The 22624-nt window shown below is 65.8% G+C and carries 24 protein-coding genes; 15 read left to right on the top strand and 9 right to left on the bottom strand.

Features of this window, described 5'->3' with window-relative positions; translation table 11 throughout:
- The first annotated feature begins 124 nt into the window (after positions 1-124).
- The 4 genes from panB to panC are packed head-to-tail and all read left to right on the top strand — an operon-like array spanning position 125 to position 3432.
- A complete protein-coding gene (panB, locus tag FAZ21_RS12175; protein ID WP_136773714.1) occupies positions 125-916 on the top strand; it encodes a 3-methyl-2-oxobutanoate hydroxymethyltransferase in 792 nt (263 codons plus the stop codon).
- Positions 916-1506, top strand: a complete 591-nt coding sequence (locus tag FAZ21_RS12170; protein WP_136773713.1) for an HD domain-containing protein — start codon at positions 916-918, stop codon at positions 1504-1506. Before panB ends, FAZ21_RS12170 begins: the two co-directional genes overlap by 1 nt.
- Before the next feature lies 1 nt (position 1507).
- Positions 1508-2554, top strand: a complete 1047-nt coding sequence (locus FAZ21_RS12165; RefSeq protein ID WP_169307380.1) for a GNAT family N-acetyltransferase — start codon at positions 1508-1510, stop codon at positions 2552-2554.
- A 38-nt stretch (positions 2555-2592) separates the two neighbouring features.
- Positions 2593-3432 (top strand): pantoate--beta-alanine ligase, encoded by an 840-nt coding sequence (panC, locus tag FAZ21_RS12160; protein ID WP_136773711.1) that lies wholly within the window; start codon positions 2593-2595, stop codon positions 3430-3432.
- Positions 3433-3467: 35 nt separating this feature from the next.
- Here the strand turns inward: panC and FAZ21_RS12155 are convergent, their stop codons facing one another.
- The 7 genes from FAZ21_RS12155 to FAZ21_RS12125 form a co-directional block, all read right to left on the bottom strand.
- Positions 3468-4967, bottom strand: a complete 1500-nt coding sequence (locus tag FAZ21_RS12155; protein WP_136773710.1) for a sensor domain-containing diguanylate cyclase — start codon at positions 4965-4967, stop codon at positions 3468-3470.
- A 121-nt stretch (positions 4968-5088) separates the two neighbouring features.
- A complete protein-coding gene (locus FAZ21_RS12150) occupies positions 5089-7155 on the bottom strand; it encodes a methyl-accepting chemotaxis protein (protein ID WP_136773709.1) in 2067 nt (688 codons plus the stop codon).
- Positions 7156-7319: 164 nt separating this feature from the next.
- Positions 7320-8174, bottom strand: a complete 855-nt coding sequence (locus FAZ21_RS12145; RefSeq protein WP_136773708.1) for an EamA family transporter — start codon at positions 8172-8174, stop codon at positions 7320-7322.
- Positions 8175-8331: 157 nt separating this feature from the next.
- Positions 8332-10401 carry a methyl-accepting chemotaxis protein gene (locus FAZ21_RS12140; protein WP_136773707.1) on the bottom strand — a complete coding sequence of 690 codons (2070 nt, stop codon included), beginning with the start codon at positions 10399-10401 and terminating at the stop codon, positions 8332-8334.
- A 191-nt stretch (positions 10402-10592) separates the two neighbouring features.
- Positions 10593-10934 carry an FKBP-type peptidyl-prolyl cis-trans isomerase gene (locus FAZ21_RS12135; protein WP_136773706.1) on the bottom strand — a complete coding sequence of 114 codons (342 nt, stop codon included), beginning with the start codon at positions 10932-10934 and terminating at the stop codon, positions 10593-10595.
- Between the two features lie 28 nt (positions 10935-10962).
- Positions 10963-11577, bottom strand: a complete 615-nt coding sequence (locus FAZ21_RS12130) for a LysE family translocator (protein WP_136773705.1) — start codon at positions 11575-11577, stop codon at positions 10963-10965.
- Between the two features lie 91 nt (positions 11578-11668).
- On the bottom strand, positions 11669-12049 hold the full coding sequence (locus FAZ21_RS12125) for a Rid family detoxifying hydrolase (RefSeq protein ID WP_136773704.1): 381 nt from the start codon (positions 12047-12049) through the stop codon (positions 11669-11671).
- Positions 12050-12268: 219 nt separating this feature from the next.
- On the opposite strand from FAZ21_RS12125, the gene FAZ21_RS12120 reads away from it, so the two are divergent.
- The 5 genes from FAZ21_RS12120 to FAZ21_RS12100 all read left to right on the top strand — a co-directional run bounded on the left by FAZ21_RS12120 (position 12269) and on the right by FAZ21_RS12100 (position 15506).
- Complete coding sequence (locus FAZ21_RS12120; protein WP_136773703.1) at positions 12269-12481, top strand: CsbD family protein; 213 nt, start codon at positions 12269-12271, stop codon at positions 12479-12481.
- Positions 12482-12590: 109 nt separating this feature from the next.
- Positions 12591-13169, top strand: coding sequence for a hypothetical protein (locus FAZ21_RS12115; RefSeq protein WP_136773702.1), 579 nt, complete (start codon positions 12591-12593; stop codon positions 13167-13169).
- Positions 13170-13301: 132 nt separating this feature from the next.
- Complete coding sequence (locus tag FAZ21_RS12110) at positions 13302-14516, top strand: AI-2E family transporter (protein ID WP_136773701.1); 1215 nt, start codon at positions 13302-13304, stop codon at positions 14514-14516.
- Positions 14517-14746: 230 nt separating this feature from the next.
- A complete protein-coding gene (locus FAZ21_RS12105; RefSeq protein ID WP_136773700.1) occupies positions 14747-14884 on the top strand; it encodes an entericidin A/B family lipoprotein in 138 nt (45 codons plus the stop codon).
- Between the two features lie 88 nt (positions 14885-14972).
- Positions 14973-15506 (top strand): hypothetical protein, encoded by a 534-nt coding sequence (locus tag FAZ21_RS12100; RefSeq protein WP_136773699.1) that lies wholly within the window; start codon positions 14973-14975, stop codon positions 15504-15506.
- A 7-nt stretch (positions 15507-15513) separates the two neighbouring features.
- Here the strand turns inward: FAZ21_RS12100 and FAZ21_RS12095 are convergent, their stop codons facing one another.
- Positions 15514-16956 (bottom strand): CHASE3 domain-containing protein, encoded by a 1443-nt coding sequence (locus FAZ21_RS12095; RefSeq protein WP_169307379.1) that lies wholly within the window; start codon positions 16954-16956, stop codon positions 15514-15516.
- A gap of 197 nt (positions 16957-17153) precedes the next feature.
- Here FAZ21_RS12095 and FAZ21_RS12090 point away from each other — a divergent pair, with 197 nt between their 5' ends.
- The 6 genes from FAZ21_RS12090 to FAZ21_RS12065 all read left to right on the top strand — a co-directional run bounded on the left by FAZ21_RS12090 (position 17154) and on the right by FAZ21_RS12065 (position 21089).
- Positions 17154-17306 (top strand): DUF1328 family protein, encoded by a 153-nt coding sequence (locus tag FAZ21_RS12090; RefSeq protein ID WP_136773697.1) that lies wholly within the window; start codon positions 17154-17156, stop codon positions 17304-17306.
- A 109-nt stretch (positions 17307-17415) separates the two neighbouring features.
- Positions 17416-17946 (top strand): ferritin-like domain-containing protein, encoded by a 531-nt coding sequence (locus FAZ21_RS12085; RefSeq protein ID WP_136773696.1) that lies wholly within the window; start codon positions 17416-17418, stop codon positions 17944-17946.
- A 138-nt stretch (positions 17947-18084) separates the two neighbouring features.
- Positions 18085-18723, top strand: coding sequence for a response regulator (locus FAZ21_RS12080; protein WP_211243445.1), 639 nt, complete (start codon positions 18085-18087; stop codon positions 18721-18723).
- A 151-nt stretch (positions 18724-18874) separates the two neighbouring features.
- Entirely contained in the window at positions 18875-19318 is a 444-nt protein-coding gene (locus tag FAZ21_RS12075) for a response regulator (RefSeq protein WP_136773695.1), read from the top strand.
- A 19-nt stretch (positions 19319-19337) separates the two neighbouring features.
- A complete protein-coding gene (locus tag FAZ21_RS12070) occupies positions 19338-20054 on the top strand; it encodes a sensor histidine kinase (RefSeq protein ID WP_169307378.1) in 717 nt (238 codons plus the stop codon).
- An 18-nt stretch (positions 20055-20072) separates the two neighbouring features.
- The gene (locus FAZ21_RS12065) at positions 20073-21089 is read left to right on the top strand and encodes a DNA topoisomerase IB (protein WP_136773693.1); all 1017 of its coding nucleotides are present in this window, start codon (positions 20073-20075) and stop codon (positions 21087-21089) included.
- Positions 21090-21314: 225 nt separating this feature from the next.
- On the opposite strand, the gene FAZ21_RS12060 is transcribed toward FAZ21_RS12065, so the two are convergent.
- A complete protein-coding gene (locus tag FAZ21_RS12060; RefSeq protein ID WP_136773692.1) occupies positions 21315-22583 on the bottom strand; it encodes a carbohydrate-binding protein in 1269 nt (422 codons plus the stop codon).
- Positions 22584-22624 lie beyond the last annotated feature (41 nt).

Below are 22624 nucleotides of genomic sequence, written 5' to 3'. Positions count from 1 at the left end.
AAGGGATTCCCGAGCTCGCGGTCCTGTCGATTGCACCTATGACCGACGCCGTGCCGCTCGGTTACACTGCGTTTTCTTGCGCCGCACCAAAGCGGCGCATGCCATTGCCGACCGGGGGAATTCGATGAAAACCACGATCAATACACTGGCCAAGATGAAGCAGGATGGCCAGAAGATCGCCATGCTCACCTGCTACGACGCCAGCTTCGCCAGCCTGCTGGACGAAGCCGGTGTCGATGTGCTGCTGGTGGGTGATTCGCTGGGCAACGTGATCCAGGGCCGCAGCTCCACCCTGCCGGTGAGCATGGAGCAGATGCTCTACCACACTGAAATCGTTGCGCGTGGCGCCCGGCAGGCGCTGGTGATCGCCGACATGCCCTTCGCCAGCTACCAGGTTTCGCCGGCCCAGGCCTACGAGAACGCCGCCCGCCTGATGGCCGCTGGCGCCGAGATGGTCAAGCTGGAAGGCGGCATGGTGATGGCCGAAACCGTCGATTTCCTGGTCCAGCGCGGTATTCCGGTGTGTGAGCACATCGGCTTCCAGCCGCAATCGGTGAATGCCTACGGCGGCTATAAGGTGCAGGGTAAATCCGACACCGAGGCCGAGGTGCTCAAGCGTGATGCGCTGGCGCTGCAAGCCGCCGGGGCCGCCCTGGTGTTGATGGAAATGGTGCCCGCTGCCGTGGCCAAGGCCGTGACCGAGTCGCTGGCCGTTCCCACCATCGGTATCGGCGCCGGCGTCGATACCGACGGCCAGGTGCTGGTGCTGTACGACATGCTGGGCGTGTTCCCCGGCAAGAAGGCGCGCTTCGTGAAGAACTTCATGCAGGGGGCGACCAGCATCCAGAGCGCCGTCGAAGCCTACGTCAAGGCCGTGAAGGGCGGCAGCTTCCCGGCCGAGGAGCACTCGTTCTGATGTCCGCCGCATTTCAGGATGTCGTGGCCTTCGCGCTGGAGCTGGAAAAGCTCAAGGGCGTGCTGCGGCGGAACAAGCCGCTGGGGCAGGAGCGCTACGAGAACAGCGGAGAGCATAGCTGGCAGATCGCCCTGCTGGCGCTGGCGATGCAGCCGCATGGCGCGGAAACGGTGGATATCGGCCGTGTGGTGCAGATGCTGCTGGTGCACGACGTGCCGGAAATCGACGCCGGCGACACCATGATCTACGACACCGCTGGCCGGGCCGCCGCCGAGGCCGCGGAGCGCGCTGGCGCCGAGCGCATCTTCGGCCTGCTGCCTGAGCCGCAGCGTGGTCGGTTCATGGCGCTTTGGCTGGAGTTCACCGAAGGCCAGACCCCCGAGGCGCGCTACGCCCGCGCCATCGATCGCGTGATGCCGATGTTGCAGAACATCCATAACCGGGGCCAGAGCTGGCGCGAACATCAGGTGCGCGTGGCGCAGGTGGTGGCGACCAACCAGCCCAAGGTGGCGCCGGTATTTCCGGATGCCTGGACCTGGCTGAGCGGCGCGCTGGATGGTGCCGTGGCGCGTGGCGACCTGGTGGCCTGACATGGACGCTGGTCACCTTTACGCGGTGCGTCCCGCCACTATCGCCGATTTCCCGGCCATGGTGGCGCTGGTGCACCGGGTATTCCTCGAATCCGTCGCTCCGTATCAGAGCGAAGCCGGTATCGCGTGCTTTATTGCGCAGATCACGCCCGAGGCGTTGGCCGAGCACGCGGTCAACGGTCAGGCATCCTGGCTGGCGTTTGCCGATGGCGTGGCAATCGGCGCGTTGCACCGGCGCGGTGGCGATCACTTGTCGCTGCTGTTCGTCGATCCGCCATGGCAGCGTCGTGGCGTCGGACGTGCATTGATCGCCAACGCCGAGCGCGACGCCCCGTTGCGCACGGTGAATGCCAGCCTCAACGCCATCGGTGCCTACGAGCGCTATGGCTTTGCCGCGCTGGGGCCGGCGCGCGAGCGCGACCATATCCGCTATGTGCCGATGAAACGCACGGCGGACGTGACGCCGACGGTGGATCTGGCGCCCTACCTGGCCGCCGATGCCGAGATCGACTTCGATCATCCCAATGTCGCCGCGCTGGCGCGCGACCTGCGCCACGCCACGCAGCCGGAAACCGCCCGCGCCTGTTTCGACTGGGTGCGCGACAGCATTCCACACTGCATCGACGCCGCGCGCGAGGAAGTGCCATGCGCGGCCTCCGAAACGCTGGCCGCGGGCACCGGCTTCTGTTATGCCAAGAGCCATCTGCTGGTGGCGCTGCTGCGCGCCAACGGCATTGCTGCCGGCTTGGGCTACCAACGCCTGACCTGGGATGGCCCGCATCCGCCGTACTGTCTGCACGGATTTGCCGTGGTGTGGCTGGACGGTCACGGCTGGTATCGCTGCGATCCGCGCGGTAACAGCAAACCCGGTGTCGATTGCCATTTCACACCCGGCGTCGAACACCTGGCCTATCCCATTGTCTATCCCGGCGAATGCACCAGCCCGCAGATCCACGCGCGCCCGCTGCCCGAGCTGGTGGCGTTCCTGCGGCAATGCGCTTCGGTGACGCAATATCGCCAGCGGCCGATCGATCTGGACGTCTGCTGAGCAGCCGCCTTCACTTTTCTCATTTGCCTGAGCAACCCATGCAAATCTTCCACACCATTTCCGAGCTGCGCGCCTGGCACAAAACCGCTGGTAGCGTGGCGCTCGTGCCCACCATGGGCAACCTGCACGCCGGCCACATGGCCTTGATTCGCGAGGCCCGCCAGCGTGCCGATCATGTGGTGGTCAGCATCTTCGTCAACCGGCTGCAATTCGGGCAGGGCGAGGATTTCGACCGCTATCCGCGCACGTTGGAGCAGGATGCCGCGCTGATCGCCGCCGAGTGCGACAGTGCCGTGGTGTTCGCGCCGGACGAGCGCGAGCTGTATCCGCACGTGATCCAGCAATACAAGGTAGAGCCGCCCGCGTTGCAGGACGAACTGTGCGGCGCCTTCCGGCCGGGGCACTTTCGCGGCGTGGCCACCGTGGTGCTCAAGCTGTTCAACATCGTGCAGCCGGACGTGGCGTGTTTCGGCAAAAAGGATTACCAGCAGCTCTTCATCATCCAGAGCATGGTCGAAGAGCTGAATCTGCCGCTGGAGATTGTCCCGGTGGATACCGGCCGCGCCGAGGACGGGCTGGCGCTATCGTCGCGCAACGGTTACCTCACGCTGGAAGAGCGCACCGAGGCCCCCCGGTTGTATTTCCACCTGTCGCGGATGAAAAAAGCGATCCAGGCCGGTGAGCGCGACTACGCCAGGCTGGCGGTGGAAACGGTGATGGACCTGAAGGTACGCGGCTGGGGCGAAGTGGACTATGTGGAAACCCGCAACGCCCACACACTGAAACCCGCCACCCACACCGACCACGATCTGGTGATCCTGATCGCCGCGCGACTGGGACAAACGCGCCTGATCGACAACGTAGAGTTCACGGTGTGAGGGGGTAAAGCCTGAACCCTGAATCCTGAAACTCCTTACGTCCCCGCCAATGGCGGCGGCGGAGCCAGGGGGTTGCTGCGGCGGGCTTCTTTGTGGCGGTACATGCGCTGGTCCGCTGCCTGCAATACCTGCTTCACTGTCGTGCCGTCCTGGGGGTAGTGCGCTACGCCCAGGCTGGCGCCTATCGAGAACGACTGCTCGCCCCAGCGGATCGGTTCCATCAGCGCCTGGGTCAGTCGTCGTAGCAGCTCCCGTTCGCGCGCGGCGTTCATATCGCCGGGTAGCAGCAGGGCGAATTCGTCGCCGCCCCAGCGGGCCAGCGTATCGTTGGCGCGCACGCAGAGCGACAGACGCTCCGCCACCATTTTCAGCACATGGTCGCCGGCGTCGTGGCCGTGGTTGTCGTTGATCGGTTTGAAGCGATCCAGGTCCAGAAAGACCAGCGAGCATGGTGTGTTCTGCGCCACGCTGCGATCGAGTGCCACGTCCAGCGTGCGGCGGTTCGATAATCCGGTGAGCGCGTCGTGCGCGGCCATGTGCGCCAGCTTTGCCGCCTCGCGGATGCGGGCGAAATGGCGCAGGCGGGCCAGTCGCACGATGCCGAGCAGCGCCAGCAACAGCAGGCCCAGCACGCCCGCCAGCATGGTCAGCACGTTACGGTCCAGCGTGCTCCAGCCCAGTTGCCAGCGGGTTTCCAGCACATAGGGCTGGCTGGAGCTGGGTACGCGGCTGATCAGCGCCAGGCGCGGAAACCAGCGGGTTTCCAGCGCACTGGCGGCAGCGCTGGCGCTGTGCACCAGCTCGGTATCGGTCTGATCGGCGCGGCGCACGCTTACGGTCAGTCCGGCTGGAAAGGCCGAAAGACCGGGTACCAGCGGCGCGGTCTTGACCAGCACGCCGACGTAGGTCAGCGGTGCCACTCGGCGGGTTTCTTCCGGCGTCATGGCAAAGCTGGCGGGGCGCACCATCATATAGGCGAGCTCACCGCCGGGCAGGCGGAATGGTCGGGTGACGATGACCTGCTGCGATTCGCGCGGCATGGTGCCGACTACTTCGGCCACGTCCAGGCCATGGGTGGCGGGGTTGGCCGGTTCGCTGAACACCACCGGATAGTAATTGGCCTTGCGTGGCAGCGGCTGTCGGTCCGGGTCCAGCGTATGGAGTCTGAAGTCGGTTTCGCCCAGCCCGCGCATGGCGTCGGTGAAGCGCTTGGCATCGGCGGCCGGCACACGGCGGATCAATTGCAGGCCGGCCACATACGGATAGCGCACCAGCAACTGGCGTGCGTAGCTGCGATCGACCACGAAGGTGTGGTTGCGCGGCACACTCTGGAAGGCGGCGAATGCCTCCAGCGCAGTTTCGATGCCGGCGAACTGATAGCCCAGCCGATCCTGAAATTGCTGGTGCAGGCGCTGGTGATCCTGCCTGGCCTGGCTGAGCGCCATGCCGGCGTAAACCGCCAGCACGGCCAGGGTGAGTGCCAACCAGGCCAGGAAGACCCCGAGATAGATCGATTTGTGCCGGAGAACGCCCATGAAAGCTTCGTCTGCAAAAACAGCCAGAAGTATCCATCATTGCCGCTTGTCCGGTGTGGCCGGGTGGAACGGAGGGTGACGGCCGGCACAATCGCCGCGATGGTCCGCCCGGCCGTGGCGATCAGATCTTGAAGCGTGCCACCAGCGTGCGCAATTGCTCGGCCTGTTGGTCCAGATCGGCGATCGCGCTGCTGGTCTGTCCCATCAGACCCTGGTTCTCCTGCGCCTTATTGCTGATCTGCTCGATATTGCGGGCGATGTCGGTGCTGGCGGCAGCTTGTTGCTGCGTGGCCTCGGCGATGGTGCTCACGCCCGCCACCATGTTTTTCGCCTGATCCCGGATTTCCTCCAGCGCCGCGGACGCTTCGCGCGAGCGCGTCACGCTCTGTTCAATCCGGTCGTGCGCGTGGCCCACCCCTTCGTTGGCGCTGCCGACCTCGCGCTGTATCTCTTTCATGATGCCGTCGATTTCCACCGTGGCGCTGCCGGTATGCTCGGCCAGCTTGCGCACTTCGTCGGCGACCACGGCAAAGCCGCGCCCCAACTCGCCGGCACGCGCGGCCTCGATGGCGGCGTTCAGCGCCAGCAGGTTGGTCTGGTCGGCGATGCCGCGGATCACCTGCACGATGTGATCCACCTGCTGCGAGCGCTGTTGCAGGCTGACCATAGTGGCGTCCAGTTGCTGCATGGATTCATTGACGACGGCGATCTCCTGCGCCACCCCGAGCACCACCTGCTGGCCTGCCTCGGTGGAGCGGCCCGCCTGAAGCGCGTTCTCGCGGAAATCGCTGGCGCTGTTGGCGATGTGCTGCACGCTGACGGTCACCTGCTCGACGCTGGCCGCCGTGGCGGTGGCGGCTTCCGCCTGCTGCTGCGTGCCGTCCTGGACGCGAGCCGCGCCGTCGCGCAGCGTACCGGAGGATGCCGCGATCTCGTCCGCACGCTGCCTCACTTCGCGGAACATGTCTTGCAGCGCGCCGAGAAAGCGGTTGAACGCCGTGCTGGTACGGCCGATTTCGTCCTTGCCGAGGACTTCCAGCCGGCGTGTCAGATCGCCTTCACCGGCGGACACTTCTTCCATCGCGTCTGCCAGGCGGCCCAGCGGGCGCGTGACGGCGGTCAGCGCCGCGGCCATCACTGCCAGGATTGCCAGCGTGGCCACCACACCCACCAGGATCGCCTGGTTGCGTGCCGCAATCGCGCCTTCCAGGATCACCGATTCCGGCATCGCCATCCCCAGCATCCAGGTCTTGCCGGTCCGCGGAATGGTGATGGGCTGGTACATGTACAGCATGTCGTTGCGTTTGAACTCCATGCCCTTGCCGGTGGCCAGCGCCTGCATGAAGCCGGGGGCGTAGTTCGCCTCGTCGATCTTGTTGCCGAACCGGGTGGCGTCCGGGCCGGCGACCACCATGCCCTGGTCAGTCAGGATTTCCATGAAGGCGGCGTCTTCTGGCTTGCTCTCGGCCAGCAGACGCTGGAGGGTATCCAGTGGTACGTCGCTTCCGACCACGGCAACCACGCGGCCTTGCTCCATCACCGGCACCGACAGCGTGGTGACCAGTACCTGCTTGCCCTGGATTTCGTACAGGTAGGGATCGATCACCGTTTCCTGCTGCCTTTGCTTGGTCAGGAAATAGAAATCGCCGAAACCGGCCTGCGTATAGGGGGGAACATAGTCCTGCGGGTGGCTGCGATAGGTTTCGGCTACCTTGCGCTGTTCGGCGCTGAGTAGCGAATCGAGCGTGACCTGGTTGCCGGTGCGGGTGAGATAGGGGGCGTACAGGCCGGAAGGATCGTGGCTGGGGTCCAGGCGGAACTCATCGTCCTTACCGTCGAACGCATTGCGCTCCCAGACCATCCAGACGCCAATGGCGTTGGGGTTCGCGCCCAGCAGGCTGGCCAGCATGTCATTGATCGCTGCCCGGCCCGGCTGTTGCACGCCGCGCAGGCCGAGAAGCGTATAGGACAGGTTGTACGGCAGCATGAGTTCCTGCGCGAAGTAGTCCTGCACCTGCCGCGCGTGATCCTCGGTCAACTGGCGCACACGGTCGTGCCCGGCTGCCACATCGCCTCGCAGCATGGAGACGGCGAGGATGGCGATCATGATGGCAAAGCCGACGATGATCGCAACCGCTGCCGTGGACATGATCTTGACCCGGATGGACCAATCCTTGATGGGTGGCATGGTGGCTATTCCCCTGGGTTGTGTAATGAAGCGCACATGCCATTAGGAAATGGGGCTGACCATCGGGCAACTTTTTCTGGCCGGATGTGGTGTGTTGCAATCAATAACTTTTGGTTATTGATTGCGGCGGTTTTCGTGGATTACCGGGGCGCTGCGGGGTGGAATCAGCGCGATTGCGTGGTGCTGGCGGCACCAATGGATGCCGCAACGATGGCGGCGATACCCAGTGCCTGCGACAGGCTGGGCTGCTCGCCCAGCAGCGCCAGCCCGGCCAGTGTGCCGAACGCTGGTCCCAGGCTTTGCAGGATGCCGAAGAGGCGCGCGGGCAGGCGCGAGAGGGCGATCATCTCCAGCGTGTAAGGCAGGGCTGTGGAGAGGATGGCGACCGCCAGCCCCAGCGCCAGCACGGTGGGGGAGAATAACGCCGGTCCGGCATGGGCCACGCCGGCCGGCACCACCAGCAACGCGGCGATGGCGCTGCCCATCGAGACCGAACGCAGGCCATGCGCCGCGCCCGCCCGCTGGCCGTACAGGATGTAGAGCGCCCAGCAGATACCCGCACCCAGCGCATAGAGCGCGCCGCCGAGGTCGATGGCGCCATGTTGGCCCAAGGGCAGCAAGCCCAGCAGGCCGGCGACCGCCAGCAAGGCCCACAGCCCGTCGATGGGGCGGCGCGAACCCAGGATCGCCACTGCCAGCGGCCCGGTGAATTCCAGCGCTACCGCCACGCCCAGGGGCACGCTGCGCAATGCGAGGTAGAACAGCGAGTTCATCGCGCCCAGCGCCACGCCGTACACCACCAGCACGCGCCATGCGGCGCGCGTTGGCCATTGGCGCCAGGGGCGCATCCAGGCCAGCAACAGCAAGGTGCCGAGGCCCAGCCGCAATGCCACCGTGCCTTGTGCGCCGATCAGGGGAAACAGGCTCTTGGCGATGGCCGCGCCGGCCTGGATCGAAGCGATCGCGGCCAGCGCCATCGCCAGTGCGCCCAGCGTGGGGCGAAGGGAAGAAAAGGGCATCGCCGCAGGATAGCGCGCGGCCCGCCCGATAGGGTGCCCATGTTGGGCCGGTACGCAACAAGCTTCACCACGTCGGGCGAGGCGTCCATCGTCTCGCCGCGTGGTGGAAAGCAGACCGGTCCGGGTGGCGCCGTGGATGCTGGTGGCGTGGCCGCCCTCAGATCCTGAAACGGTTCACGATGCCGCGCAGGCTGGACGACAGCCGATCCAGGTCCGATACGGCCAGGCTTACCTGATCGACCACATCGTTGTTCTGCTGCGCCATATTGCTGATGCGCTCGATGTGCTGCGCGATATCGGTGCTGGCGCTGGCCTGCTCGCGCGTGGCATCGGCAATCTGCCGCACGCTGTCCACCAGCGAATCGGCGCGCTGGCGGATATCCACCAACGACCCCGCCGCCTCGCGCGACCGCGCCACGCTGTCGCGAATCTGCCCGCGTGCCTGGCCCGTACCCTTGCCGGCGGCGTCGATCTCGCGCTGGATCTCGGCAACGATCTGGTTGATCTCAACGGTGGCAACGCCAGTGCGCTCGGCCAACTGCCGCACTTCGTCGGCCACTACCGCGAAGCCGCGCCCCTGCTCGCCGGCGCGCGCCGCCTCGATGGCGGCATTCAATGCCAGCAGGTTGGTCTGGTCGGCAATGCCCCGGATCGACTGCACGATCAGGTTCACGCGTTGCGACTGCTCCGCCAGCTTGCTCATCGTGTCGTCGAGCTGTTGCATCGATTCATCGATCCGCGCCACCTCCGCCGCCACCTGATTCACCTGTTCCTGGCCCTCGGCGGTGCCGCTGCTGGCGGCGCGTGCGGTTTCGCGGAAGTCGCCGGTGAAGCCGGCGATGTGCTGGCTGCTGACGGTTACTTCCTCGACGCTCGCTGCCGTGGCGGCGGCCGCTTCGGCCTGCTGGTGCGAAGCCTGCGTCACGCGGTCGGCGCTGTCGCGCAACTGGGTGGCCGCCACGCCGATGCTGTCGCTGTAGGTATGTACCTCGCGGAACATGCTTTGCAGATTGCCCATGAACCGGTTGAATGCTTCGCTGGTACGGCCGATTTCGTCGTGCGACACCACCTCCAGCCGTCGCGTCAGATCGCCCTCGCCGGACGACAGATGCTCCATGGCGGTGGCCAACCGCGCCAGCGGGCGGGTCATCACTGCCAGCAGCACCGACAGCAGTGCCACGATCAGCATGATGGCGATCACGCCGACCAGGATGGCGCGATTGCGCGCATCCACCGCGCGCTGCTCGATGGCCGACAACGGCACCGCCAGCCCCAGCGACCACGCCTGGCCGGTGTCGTCGATCGTTACCGGGCGATAGCTATACAGCACGCCGTCCCGTTCGAATTGCATCGCCTGGCCGGATGCCACCCTGGCCTTGAAGCCCTCTGGAAAATCGGCATCGCGTAATGGCTGGCCCAGTTGCGCCGCATCCGGCCCGATCACCACCAGCCCGCCGTTGGAAATCAGCGAGACATGGCCCACGCCCATCGGCTTGTACTGGCCAATGCCGCTGACCAGGCTGGCCAGTGGCATGTCCAGCCCGGCCACACCCAGTACCTTGCCGTCGCGCATCAACGGCAGCGTCACGGATGACATCAGTACCTTGGTGTCCTGTACCTCGTAGACCGCCGGCTCGGTCAGGATGGGGCGCTGCCCATTCTTGGGCTGAAGGTAGAAATCGCCCCAGCCTGGCTTGTCGTACGGCGGCTGGTAGTCCTGCGGATGATCGCGGTACTGATCGAAATCCTTGATCTGGTCGCGCGGCACCATGGTGTCCTGCGAGACCTTGCCGGCGGTGCGGGTGAAATAAGGGGTATAGCGGCCGGTCGGGTCGTGATGCGGCCAGTCCAGGCGGAACTCGTCATCCTTGCCGTCGAAGGCGTTGGGCTCCCACAGCATCCACAGCCCGGAGGCGGTGGGAAACCCTTGCAGCAACTGGTCGATCATGACGTTGGTGGTCTTGCGGTCCGGCGGCGCCACGGTCTGCTGCGCCAGTACCGCCTGGCCCAGATGGCGCGGCAGCGCGAACGCCTCGGCAAAATAGGCGCTGACCTGGCGCGAATACGCCTCGGCCTGGGTGTCGAGATCGGCATGGCCATCGGCCACGGCAGCCCGCTGGATCTGTATGGCGATGGTGGCGATCATCACCGCGAAGCCGACCGCGACGGCGAGGCCGGCGGCGACCAGGACCTTGGTTCTGAGCGACCAGTCTTTCAATCTGGGCATAAGGCACTCCGGAGGGGGCTGTCAGCGGTTTATGGCCATGCGGCGGAGAAGCATGGGTGTCTTGAGATAACTGACAGTTGTCTCACTATAGGAAATGGCAATCGCCACCGTGCCAGGAACCGCACTGCGTGCCGCGCCGATCCAAACAAAAACCCCGCCGGAGCGGGGTTCGGGGCGGAGCGGGCGCGGAATCAATCGTCCCGCGTCAGCACTTCCAGCAGTTCGATCTCGAAGATCAGGTTGGAGTTCGGCTTGATATGCGCGCCGACCTGCCGCTCGCCGTAGGCCAGGTGCGCGGGCACGAACAGCTTGCGCTTGCCTCCCGCCTTCATCCCCATCAATCCGATATCCCAGCCCTTGATCACGCGGCCGGTGCCGATCACGCACTGGAACGGCTTGCCGCGATCATGCGAGGAATCGAACTTCGTGCCGTCCTCCAGATAGCCGCTGTAGTGGGCGGTGATCAACGCGCCCTTGCTGATTTCCTTGCCGTCGCCGGCCTGGAGGTCTTCGATTTGCAGTTCGGTGGTCATGGTGCGTACTCGTGATGAAGCGTTGTGTTCAATGCCGCGACACCGCCAGCAGCCCGCCCGCCGCGACGAAGGCGCCGCCGCAGGCGCGGTTGAAGGCGCGGATACGGTGCGGGGCGGCCAACCAGCCCGCCAGGCGCGTGCCGCCCCAGGCGTAGGTCACCTGCCAGCTTGCCTCGATCACGAAGAAGGTGGTCAGCAGGATCACCCATTGCGGGCCTTGCGGACGGTGGGCATCGATGAACTGAGGCAGGAAAGCCGCAGCGAACAGGATGGCCTTGGGGTTGGACAGCGCCACGGTCAGGCCGGTGCGAAATCGCGCGCGGGCGTCGTTGGCTACAGCCTTGGGCAGGTGCAGTTGCGCGCCGGCCCGCCATGCCTGGATGCCCAGCCACGCCAGATACAGCGCGCCTGCCACTTTCAACACCGTGAACAGCGTGACCGAGGTGGCCAGCAGCGCGCCCACGCCCATTGCCGACAGCCCGATCAGCAGCAGCAATCCCAACAGCGCGCCGGCCATGGTCACCAGCGTGGCGCGCGCGCCGTAGCGCACGCCGTGCGACAGCATCAACAGCATGTTGGGGCCGGGTGTGGCGGAGATCAGCAGCGTGGCGGCGACGAAGGCGAGCCAGAGATCGAGACGCATCGGGGCGCTCCAGAAGGTGAGGGGGCCAGCATGCGCCGTGGGCGCGGGCACTGTCGCGGCGCAGCGCCCGTTCGCGGCGGCGGTAACAGTTTCAGGACAGAACCATCACCGCATCCGCCTCGACCAGCGCACCCTTGGGCAGTGCTGCGGCCTGCACCGCGGCGCGGGCCGGGAACGGCTGGCTGAAGTACTCGCCCATGATCTGGTTCAGCGTGGCGAAGTTGGCCAGATCGATCACGAACACGCCCAGCTTCACCACGTCCGAGAGGTCGCCGCCGGCGGCCTGGCACACCGCGCGCAGGTTCTTGAAAACCTGGTGGCATTGCGCCTCGAAGCCATCGACCAGCACGTTGCTGACCGGGTCCAGGCCGATCTGTCCCGAGAGGTACACCGTGCCGCCGACCTTGACGGCCTGAGAGTAGGTGCCGACGGCGGCGGGGGCGTGGTCGCTGTGGATGATGGTCTTGCTCATGGCGGTTCCAGAAGTGGCAAAACCCGCAGTGTAGCGGCTTCGGGGCGAATCGACCCAGGCCACTGTAGGACCACGCCGACCAGGGGCTCCCCGCTTTTCCTATGGCAAGTACCGAGGGTGGCCGACGGTGCCGCCAAGGGCGGCGGCATAGCATGGTTTCCACGGTGGCGGGCGGATTTCCCGGCGTTGCCGTGCTCTTAACCGTACAGGAGAAAGACCATGAACCGCGATCAAGTGGAAGGTAACTGGAAACAGTTCAAGGGCAAGGTCCGCGAACAATGGGGCAAGCTCACCGACGACACCCTCGACCAGATCGAAGGTCGCCGCGAGCAACTGTCCGGCAAGATCCAGGAAGCCTATGGCATCTCGAAGGAAGAGGCCGAAAAGCAGATCGCCGATTTCGAGCGCAGCAGCAGCTACAAGTGGCATTGAGCCACTGAGCGCGATTCCGCCTCGAGGGGCCGCCTGCGCGGCCCCTGCAGATTTCCGCATGTGGCGGCATGACCTGACGCCGCCCGCGACAAAACCAAGGAGAAACGCCATGACCAAGCAACCCCGAATCGGTGCCGCCCTGATCGCCAGCCTGCTGCTGGCCGTGGGAACCTTCGCCCATGCCGACAGCGACGCCTACAAGGCCCAGAAGCAGACCATCGAAGCGCGTCACGACGCCGCCAAGGGCCAGTGCAAGAACCTGTCCGGCAATGCCAAGGATGTCTGTCAGGAACGCGCCGACGCCGACCGCGATATCGCGCTGGCCGAAGCGGAAGCCAACGACAAGAACACCCCGGCTGCCCATGCCGACGCCGCCCGTACCCGCGCCAAGGCCGAGTACAAGGTGAAGAACGAACAATGCGACGACCTCGCCGGCAACAAGAAGGACGTCTGCGTCAAGGAAGCCAAGGCCGCGCGTGACAAGGCGATTGCCGATGCCGATGCGCGCGAGAAGGCTGGCAAGGCGACCAGCAAGGCTGCCGCCGAGCAGAACGCCGCCGCCGCCAAGGCCAGCAACGAAAAGCGTGAGGCCGACTACAAGGTGGCCAAGGAACGTTGCGACGAACTGGCGGGTGACGCCAAGAAGAGCTGCGTGGACGACGCCAAGCGCCGCTTCGGCCAGTCGTAACCCGCGCGGGCTTCGGCCCGTCGCGACGCCCCACCCGCCCGAGCGGCGTGGGGCGGCTGGCTCGCTGGTCAGCCGTACCGGACACCGGCCCCGTGCCGGTGTTTTTTTCGCACCCGTGAAGGCGGAGCCGCCATGAAAGCGCACGATTCGCCCCTGGAGCCGGACCGATCCGGCACGCCGCCGCTGTCCCGCCCGGCCACGCCCGGCCCATTGATGCCCGGTGCCACGCTGCGCCGCCTGACGCTGATGCTGCTCTCGGCCGGGCCGCTGTCCGGCCTGTTCACCGCCGTGCTGCTGCTGGCGCTGATGGGGCTGGCGCGCGACATGCTGGTGCCGGTGGTGGTCGGCCTGTTGCTGGCGCTACTGCTGGACCCGGTGGTGGTGGCGGTGATGCGGCTGGTGCCGTCCCGCGCGGTTGCCACCGTGGCGGTGGTGATCCTGGTCGGTGCCATGTTCGGGTGCGGCGTGGTGTTCTTTGGCCACCAGTTGGTTTCCGCCGCCGAGCGCGTGCCCGAGCTGGCGCAGAAGGTGGCCGGCGAGATCGGCCGCCTGCAACACGATCCCGACAACCTGATCACCAAGGTGGGTGGTTCGCTCACACGGCTGGAGCGCTCGCTGGCGCCCGGCGAGACGGTTCAGCTCCTGCCGCCCACCGCGCCGGTGGAGCCGGCGGTGCGCGTGCCGCCACCGAGCACGTCCGGCTCCTTGCTCAAGGACACCGCCATTCTGGCCACCAGCTCCATGCTGGTGGTGGTTTCCAAGCTCACCATCATCCTGTTGATGACGTTCCTGTCGCTGCTGGAGATGCCGCGTCTCACCCGGGGCTTCCTGCGTGTGCTGCGCCTGGCGCAATGCACCCGCCCCTGTGCGCGCCACCTGCTGCGCGAGCCGCTGCACCAGTTGCGGCTGTACGTGAGCGTGCTGCTGGTATCCAACCTCATCATCGGCGTGCTGGCCGGCATCGGTTTCGCGCTGGCCGGGCTGGAAAACCCGGTGGGCTGGGGCGTCGCGGCCGGCCTGCTGCACTTCGTTCCCTATATCGGCCTGGCGTTGTTCGGCCTGCTCACCTTCGGCATTGCCTATCTGCACGACGGCAACCTCTGGCTGGCGCTGCTGCTATCGGTCGGCATGCTGCTCGTTGCATCGCTGGTGGGCACCTTGCTGGTGTCGTGGATGCAAAGCCGGCTATCACGGGTGAACCAGACCTCCATCTTCGTTTCGATGGTGTTCTGGGGCTGGCTGTGGGGTCTGTGGGGCCTGATCCTCGGCCCCGCGCTGGCGGTGATGATGAAAGCCGTCCTCGACCGCATGCGTCGCGGAAAGGCGATCCTGTGGATGATGGAGTGAGTGGCCATGGTGCTGAAACCGACCCCAAGTCTTGAAACACAGGATTTGGGGTTCAGGTTTTACGCGGGTTCCCCTCGCCCGGGGCCTGTCAGCCCTTTCCTACGAAACAATACGCCCCCTTACGATATCGGCATGACGGGCCGCACCGCTACATTGGCGCCATGGGTAGACGGTGGATACCGCACCCGGCCGCCTTCGCCACGAAGGCTTCCATTCCAAGGAGAAACCTCATGAAACGCCTGATCGCCCTGCTGGGCCTGACCTGCCTGACCCTGTTGTCCGCCTGCAATACCGTCCAGGGCGCCGGCAAGGATATCGAGAAGGGTGGCGAGAAGATCCAGGGCGCCGCCGAGGATGCCAAGAAATAAACGGCACCCACCGTGCCGGTTCGCCCGGCGCGGTGTGACGGCTGCGGTACGGCATGCGCCGTACCGTGCCGAACGAGGAGACGCCCCCATGAAACCACTGCATACCATCCTGACCCTGAATGCCCTGCTGGGGGTGCTCTGCCTGCCGGCCGCGCAGGCGGACGTCGGCGACAAGGCCCAGGCGGAGGTGGCGCAACAGTACCGGCAGCAGGTGGCGGCCTGTGCGACGCAAAGTGGCGAACGCCGGCTGGTCTGCCTGGACGAAGCCACCCTCGATCGCACCATCGCGCTGGAAGACCTGCGCGCGGAGTCCGAAAACACCGCTGCGGCCCGCGCCCGCGCGGCGCGCAACAAGGTGGAGGCCGCCTTTGTGATGGCCGAGGGCCAGTGTGCACGCGGCGCTACCGCGCAACGTAGTGCCTGCCTGCAACGCGCCAAGGCACAGCGCGATGTATCGGAAGGCGACATCGCCGCCAATCAGGCGGCATTCGTGTCCTATGACGCGCTGGCGGCGGGAGAGGACGACGGCCTGCTGCGTCGCGCCGCGCTCAGTTGCGACAAGCTGCGTGACGAAGCACGTGATCGCTGCGTGAAGCAGTTCGTCCACCAGCAGCAGATGTAGCCGCTGCTCAGCGGAACGGGCGCGCGCCCTCGGGGTGGCGTAATGCCTTGGGCAGTAGCGCGCAGGTGAACACCCCCTGGCCGGGCTCACTGAAGATATCGATCTTGCCGCCGATGGCGATCACCCGATGACGCATCCCCTGCAGCCCATGCGTGCCTTCGGGCAGGCGGTGCATGTCCAGGCCCACCCCGTTGTCCTCGATTTCCAGCTTTATGTAGTCCGCATCCGAGATCAGGCTGACCGACACCTCGGTGGCGCGCGCGTACTTGGTGGCGTTGTTCAGGGTTTCCTGCAATACGCGGTAGATGATCAGGCCGAGCACGTCGTCCAGTTTTTCGTTCTCGTCCGGCAGTGACAGGTGCAGCGTCCAGTCGCTGCGCTGCGCGGCCTCTTCCGCCAGCGCGCGAATCGCAGCGATCAGGCCGAAGGTGGACAGCAACGAAGGATGCAACTCCTGCACCACGCGGCGCTTGAAGTGGATGCCGTGATCCAGGTTGCGCAGTGTGCGGTTGAGCTTTTCCACCACCTGCGGATGATCTTCCTTCAACTGCCGTTGTACCCACGACAGATCGATCTTGGTGGCGGTCAGAATCGAGCCCAGCTCGTCATGCAGATCGCGCGCCAGCGTGTAGCGCTCGCGTTCCACGTCCATCTGGTACTCCACGGCCAGCGTTTCCATCTGTGCGGTGCGTTCCTGGACCAATTGATCCAGTTCCTGCTTGCGCTGCGCCAGCGTCAGCGATTCGCTCTGGCGGCGGCGCAGTTCGCGCAGCAGGCGATCCACGATCAGCAGTACCAGCAGGACGGTGAGCACGGTGCCGACCGCGAGCGAGACACGCATGCCGGTCACCATCCGCTCCCGCTTGTGACGCTGCTGCGCCAGGAGTTGTTGCTCGAAATCGGCCAGCGCCTTGATCGTCGCGCCGATCTGGATGCTTTTCTGCAGGCCGGTATCGGTGGCGGTGATCTCATGGGCGCGATCCAGATCCCCCTGGCGCGCGAAGCGGATGGTCAGGTCCATCTCGGCCAGCTTCTCGCCGATCACCACCGACAGCCGCCGCAGCGGCGGTGCCAGCCTGCGATCGGTTTCGGGTGCGCGTGAGACTTCCTCCTGCAATGCGGACAGCGCGGCACGCGTTGCCTCGGCACGGCGATCGTACGGCGCCAGGTAGCTGGCGTCGCCCATGATCAGAAAGCCGCGCTGCGCGCTCTCGGCGCGGATCAACTGTGCGTCCACCTGTCGCAACAGATCAAGCCGCTGTCGCGTGCTGCGCATTTCGCCCAGTTGCTCCTCGGATTGCGTCACCCAGGCCGCGTTGATGAGCATTGAAATCACGCCGCAGCCAATACAGGCGCCGAGTGTGAGCATCAGCCGCCAGCCCAGCAGCCGGGGGATGGCGCGGGCCTGTTTCAGCAGCGCCTGGGTCTTGGTCAGGAATTGGTTCGCCATAGTCTGAAGCATGGCCCTGGATCGCATGTTTCGTGTTGGTAAAAAAGCGCTCGCCGCCATGGCCGCGCACTGGAGGGTGCCCACCGCTTGTAGGACGGTTTGTCAGCGCATTCCCACAAGCGCATCAGCACGGCGCCCCTGTCGGCGGGACGTGGCGCGCCGTACAGTCGGACCATGAATGCCGCACGAGGGGAACCATGCTGCACTTTGCCGCAGCGTTCTTTCTGATCGCGGGGATTGCCGGTCTGTTCGGTTTTGGCGGGATCGCCGCCGACGCTGCGCCGGTTGCCCGGATCGCATTCTTCCTGTTTCTGGCTGCCGCGCTGGGTGCGCTGCTGGCAGGCGGGTAATCCCGGGCGGGCGGCTCCGGGTGGTAACCCGGAGCGGCAATGCGTCCGCTTATATCACACATCCCCAGCGGCTTGCAGACAACGCCGATGGGGTGACAGGAGTGACGACATGCAAGCTTTTCAACTGGATATCCAGACCATCCGCCAGCGTGCGCGACAGCAGGTGGCCGAGGGCGCGCGCACCTTCACCTATGCTGGCGACGTGCAGCAGGTGATCGAGCTGTTGAACCATGCGCTGGCCACCGAGCTGGTCTGTGCGTTGCGCTACAAGCGCCATCATTTCACCGCGTCCGGATTGTCGTCGGAACCCGTGGCGCTGGAATTCCAGGCCCATGCCAACGAAGAACTGGCCCACGCCGACCGTATCGCCGAGCGCATCGTGCAATTGGGCGGCTCGCCCGACTTTTCTCCGGATGGTCTTTCCACCCGCAGCCATGCCGACTACGTGGCGCCGGATAGTCTGGAAGCGATGATCCGCGAGAACCTGGTGGCGGAACGCATCGCCATCGATACCTATCGGGAGCTGGTGCGCTTCATCGGCGACAAGGACCCCACCACCCGCCGCATGCTGGAGGACATCCTTGCGGTGGAGGAAGAACACGCGGACGAGTTGTCGGACTGGCTGGGCCGCAAGGATTGAACGCCGCCGACGGACTGGCCGCCTGTTCGCGGCGGCGGCCGGGCGATTGCATGGGATCGGTAAGGCCCGGATCGGGCCGCAGGGACTAAACTTAGCGCTTCGGGCCGAGTCGCCTGGAATGTGGAGCTTTGCACGGACATGATGAAAAAACGCGTACTGCTGGTGGACGACCACAAGATCGTGCGCTCGGGCCTGCGAGCCCTGATCGAGATGGAGGACGACCTCGGCGTCGCCGGTGAGGCGGCATCGGGGCTGGAAGCGCTGCAACTCGTGCGCAAGGAGAGCTTCGATATCGCGATCCTCGACATCTCGATGCCGGACAAGAACGGCGTCGATACCCTGCGCGACCTCCAGCGCATCTGCCCGCAGATGCCCGTACTCATCCTGTCCGGCTTTGCCCAGGAACAGTACGCGTTGAACCTGATCCGCTCGGGTTGTCGGGGCTATCTTTCCAAGGATGCCGATCCGGAAGAAATCATCCGCGCGATCCGCGTGATCTGCGCTGGACGGCGTTATCTGTCGATGGAACTTGCCGATCTGCTGGCGACCGAATTGACGCACCCCAGCGAGAAACGGCTGCACGAAACGTTGTCGGAGCGCGAGTTCCAGGTGTTCTTCAAACTCGCCAGCGGTAAATCGCCCACCGAGATCGCCGACGAACTGTTCCTCAGCGTCAAGACCGTCAGCACCTATCGAACCCGGGTGCTGGAGAAAATGAATCTCAAGACCAATGCGGATCTCACGTACTACGCCATCAAGAACGAGTTGATCAGTTGAAGGCCGGCGGCGCGCGAACCACCAGCGTTGCAGGCGATTCACCGGACGGACGACGTGCCTGCGCCAAGAAAGGGCGCTCGTCCATGCTCAATTGCAAGTGCCCCGTCGCGTACCGGGTGGTGCGGGCGTGCCAGACATAAGATGTAACCTGATGATGTCAGAAGCAGGAACAACAATCGCCGCTGAAGTGGCCACCGATCGGGTGCGGGTCATGCTGATCGAGGATTCGGAGGTCATCCGCGAAGCCTTGATCGACGCATTGGCCGGCATCGAATACATCGTGTTCGCGGCCACCGCGGCCACCGCCGAGGAAGCGGTCGCCCAATTGCAGGGCCAGCATTTCGACCTGGTGGTGGTCGATCTGGAACTGCGTGTCGGCACGGGCTTCGAGGTGCTGCGCTACCTGGCCCAGACCGGGGCCGATCCCTGCGTGCCGGTGCGCGTGGTCCTGACCAATCACGCCTTTCCCATTTATGAACAGCGCGCACGGGCACTGGGTGTCGATCACTTCTTCGACAAATCGCTGCATTTCGAAGAAGCGATCCAGACCATTGAAAACGAAGCGGCCCGGCTGCGCCCCCACGCGCACTACTGATTCCTACTCTTTTCCTACCATGGCAGACCAACCGCTGTCCCTCCCGTCCGCGCCGGACGATGACGCCACCCGCCTGGGCGCGCTGCTGCGCCAGCGCTTGCAGGCGGACGAGGAAACGCGCCATCACCTGGCACGTACGCTGCACGACGAACTCGGCTCCCTGCTCACCGCCATCAAGCTCGACCTCTCATGGATGCGCAGGCAGGCGTGCGCCCAGGACGACAAGGTGCAGGAAAAGCTCGCTCGCGTGGTGGGGCTGCTGGACGACGGCATCGCGCTGAAGCGGCGGCTGATCGAAGAACTGCGTCCCTCGGTGCTCGCCCACCTGGGCTTGCGCGACGCGCTTGCCGTCCTGCTCGACCAGGCCGCCGCCACGCACGGCTGGGCGGTCCAGCTCGATGCCCCGGATCCGCAGCCGGCCCTGCCCGAGCCAATGGCGCTGGCGTTGTACCGCATCACCCAAGGCGCGCTGGACAATATCGCGCGCCACGCTGGTGCCCGGCGTGTCGCCGTGGCGCTGACCGATGCGGACGGCCACATTGAACTCACCGTGCGCGACGATGGCCACGGCGTCGCTGCCGATCTCCTTGGCACGCTGCCGGCGGGTGCCCATGGCCTGCTGGAAATGCGCCAGCGCCTGCTGACCTTCGGTGGCGACCTGTCTTTGTCCGGCGCACCCGGCGCCGGCGCCACGCTGGTCGTGCGCGTGCCGCTCGTCCCCGCCTCGCCCGGCTGAGCCACGCGGAGGCGGATCGTGGCCAAGCGCAAACTGATCCGTGTCGAGCCCGATGCGTCCGGGTATACCCGACGCCACTGTGGACGCGGTTTTCGCTACCTCGACCTGGATGGGAAGCGGCTGGACGATCCCGATACGCTGGCGCGCATCCGAACGCTGGCAATCCCGCCCGCGTGGCGTCGCGTCTGGATCTGCGCCGATCCGCGCGGCCACCTGCAAGCCACCGGCTACGACGCGCGCGGTCGCAAGCAGTACCGCTATCACGACGACTGGCATCTGGCGCGCGCCGCCGACAAGTTTCAGCACCTGGCGCGTTTTACCCGCGCGCTACCGCGCCTGCGCCGACGCATCGCCAGTGACCTGGCCCAGCGTGGGTTGCCACGCGACAAAGTGCTGGCGGCGCTGGCCCGCTTGCTGGAGGAAACGCTGATCCGCGTCGGCAACGAGGAATACGCGCGCACCAACCGCAGCTTCGGCCTTACCACGTTGCGTAAACGCCATGCGCAGATCGGCACGGAGCAGGTGCAACTGCGCTTTCGGGGCAAGTCCGGCGTGCGTCATTGCATCTGCCTGCGCGATCGAGAGCTGGCCGGCGTGCTGCGGCGCTGTGCCGCGCTGCCAGGCAATCGCCTGTTCGGCTACCGCGACGCGCAGGGTGCGATACGCGCATTGACCGCCGCCGACGTGAACGACTACCTGCGAGAGGCCGCCGGCGTGTCGATCAGCGCCAAGGACTTCCGCACCTGGGGTGCCACCCGCCATGCCACCGAGCTTTGTCTTGCCAGCGCGCCCTGCACTGGCGCCGTCAGTGTTCGGCGTTGCCTGAAAGCCGTGGTGGAAGAGGTGGCCGGCCGGCTGGGCAACACCCCCTCGGTCTGCAAGGCGTCGTATGTGCATCCCGCCGTGCTGGCCCACTTTGCCGATGCTCTGCGCGGTACGCGCACCACGCCACCGCCGCCGCGCGTGGTGGGGCTGGACCGGGTGGAGCGCATTGCGCTGGCGCTGATCGAGACGGCGGCGGGGATCGGCCGCTGAGCCGAAGCTGCCGCATCCGATATGCCATGCGCCAGATCGCCCGGCGTCCCTGGTGCCCATGCCTGAAAACGATCCGCCTTGGGTGATGCTGCGCCGCGCAGGCTCAGGCACGAACGACCCGCATCGGCGGGTCGTTTCGCTTTGGACAAAAAAAACGCGGTGCCTGGCGCGATCATCCTCGCCAGCGCGCCCCGTGCAATTGCCGGTGCGCTTGCCGAGTCGTGCTCAGTGCGCGACCACTTTCACGTCGCCGGCCAGCGGATTGGCTTCCACGCGATAGCGGCCCGGGGCCAGCGTCTTCACCGCGAGCGCATGGCCGGCCTGCGACGCGGCCAGCGTGGTGGCGGGCTGGTCGGTGGCGAGGTCCAGCGTCAACGTGGTGGCGTAGCGCTGGCAGGTGGCGTTGTCGGCGAAGTGCACGGTGTCCTCGCCCACCAGCGTTGGCGCGCAGGCTTCACGCGCGAAGCGGTAGCGGATTACCTCGGACGGCGGTGCCATCCACAGTTCGCCGCTGTCCACCTTGGCTTTCACGTAGTCCAGGTGCGCCAGATAGCGCGCCAGCGGCACGGCGTTGTACGACGCGTCTTCGACGCCGTGCGTGGTGCGTAGCGCCCAGCCGCCCTGGGCGATGGCGGCATCGACGTGCAGGTTGAGGTTCTCGCCCGGCTGGCCTTCGTAGATCGACCATTGGCCGGTCTGGGTGAACAGATCCCACTTGGCGGCATAGGCGTCGGGGAAATTGGCGGCGTTCATGCCACCGGCCATGCCGTACTGGATGTTGCCGGATTCGTCCACGCGATTGAACGCGCGCCCGCCCAGGTAGCCGGCGTTGGCGCGCAGGGCGGCCACCGGCGCGTCGGGGGCGATGTCGCTGGGCCAGGCGAAGAAGGTGGGGCGGTAGCCATCCAGATGCGCGGCCAGATCGTCGGACGAGCCCTGGATTTCGGTCGTGCTGCTCCAGGCTGGGTCATTGGCGTTGTAGTGGTTGCGGCTGTGACTGATCAGCTCGTGGCCCTTGTCGCGCAGGCGGCGTGCGGCTTCCCAGTGGGTGTTGTCGCAAGCGCTGGTGATGACGGCAAAGCCGGCGCGCAGGCCGCGCTTGTTCAGCTCCGGCTCGGCGTACAGCAGTTGCCCATCCTGGGCGAAGTACAACGAACAAAAATCGTCGTGCACCAGGCTGTAGGCACCGGTCGCGCCGCCAGCCCAGGTGGTCCAGTGGGCGGCGCTCAGCTTGGGCGGATTGCATACGTCGCCCGCCGCTGTGGCGCAGGTGCCGATATTGCGCCACAGCGATACCGCTGCCACGGGGTTCCAGCCTGCGCCAGTCCAGGCGGTGTGGGCGATGGTGGCCTGGTACCGGTTGCCCTGGTACTGCACCACGTTGCCGACCGCATAGGACTGACCATCGGTCCAGGCCGGCAGGGCAGCCGCTTGCGCGGCGCCGGCCAGCCCCAGGGCGGCGATCAGGGTCGCCAGCCTCATTGTTGCTTTCATGCTCGTCTCCATCCTTGTGTTGTCTTGCCCCCTGGCCTTTG

Origin of the sequence: Chitiniphilus eburneus (assembly GCF_005048205.1) — a bacterium.
In the GTDB taxonomy this organism is placed as follows: domain Bacteria; phylum Pseudomonadota; class Gammaproteobacteria; order Burkholderiales; family Chitinibacteraceae; genus Chitiniphilus; species Chitiniphilus eburneus.
The sequence above is the reverse complement of the archived record's forward strand: the minus strand, read 5'-3'. Positions and strand labels throughout refer to the sequence as shown.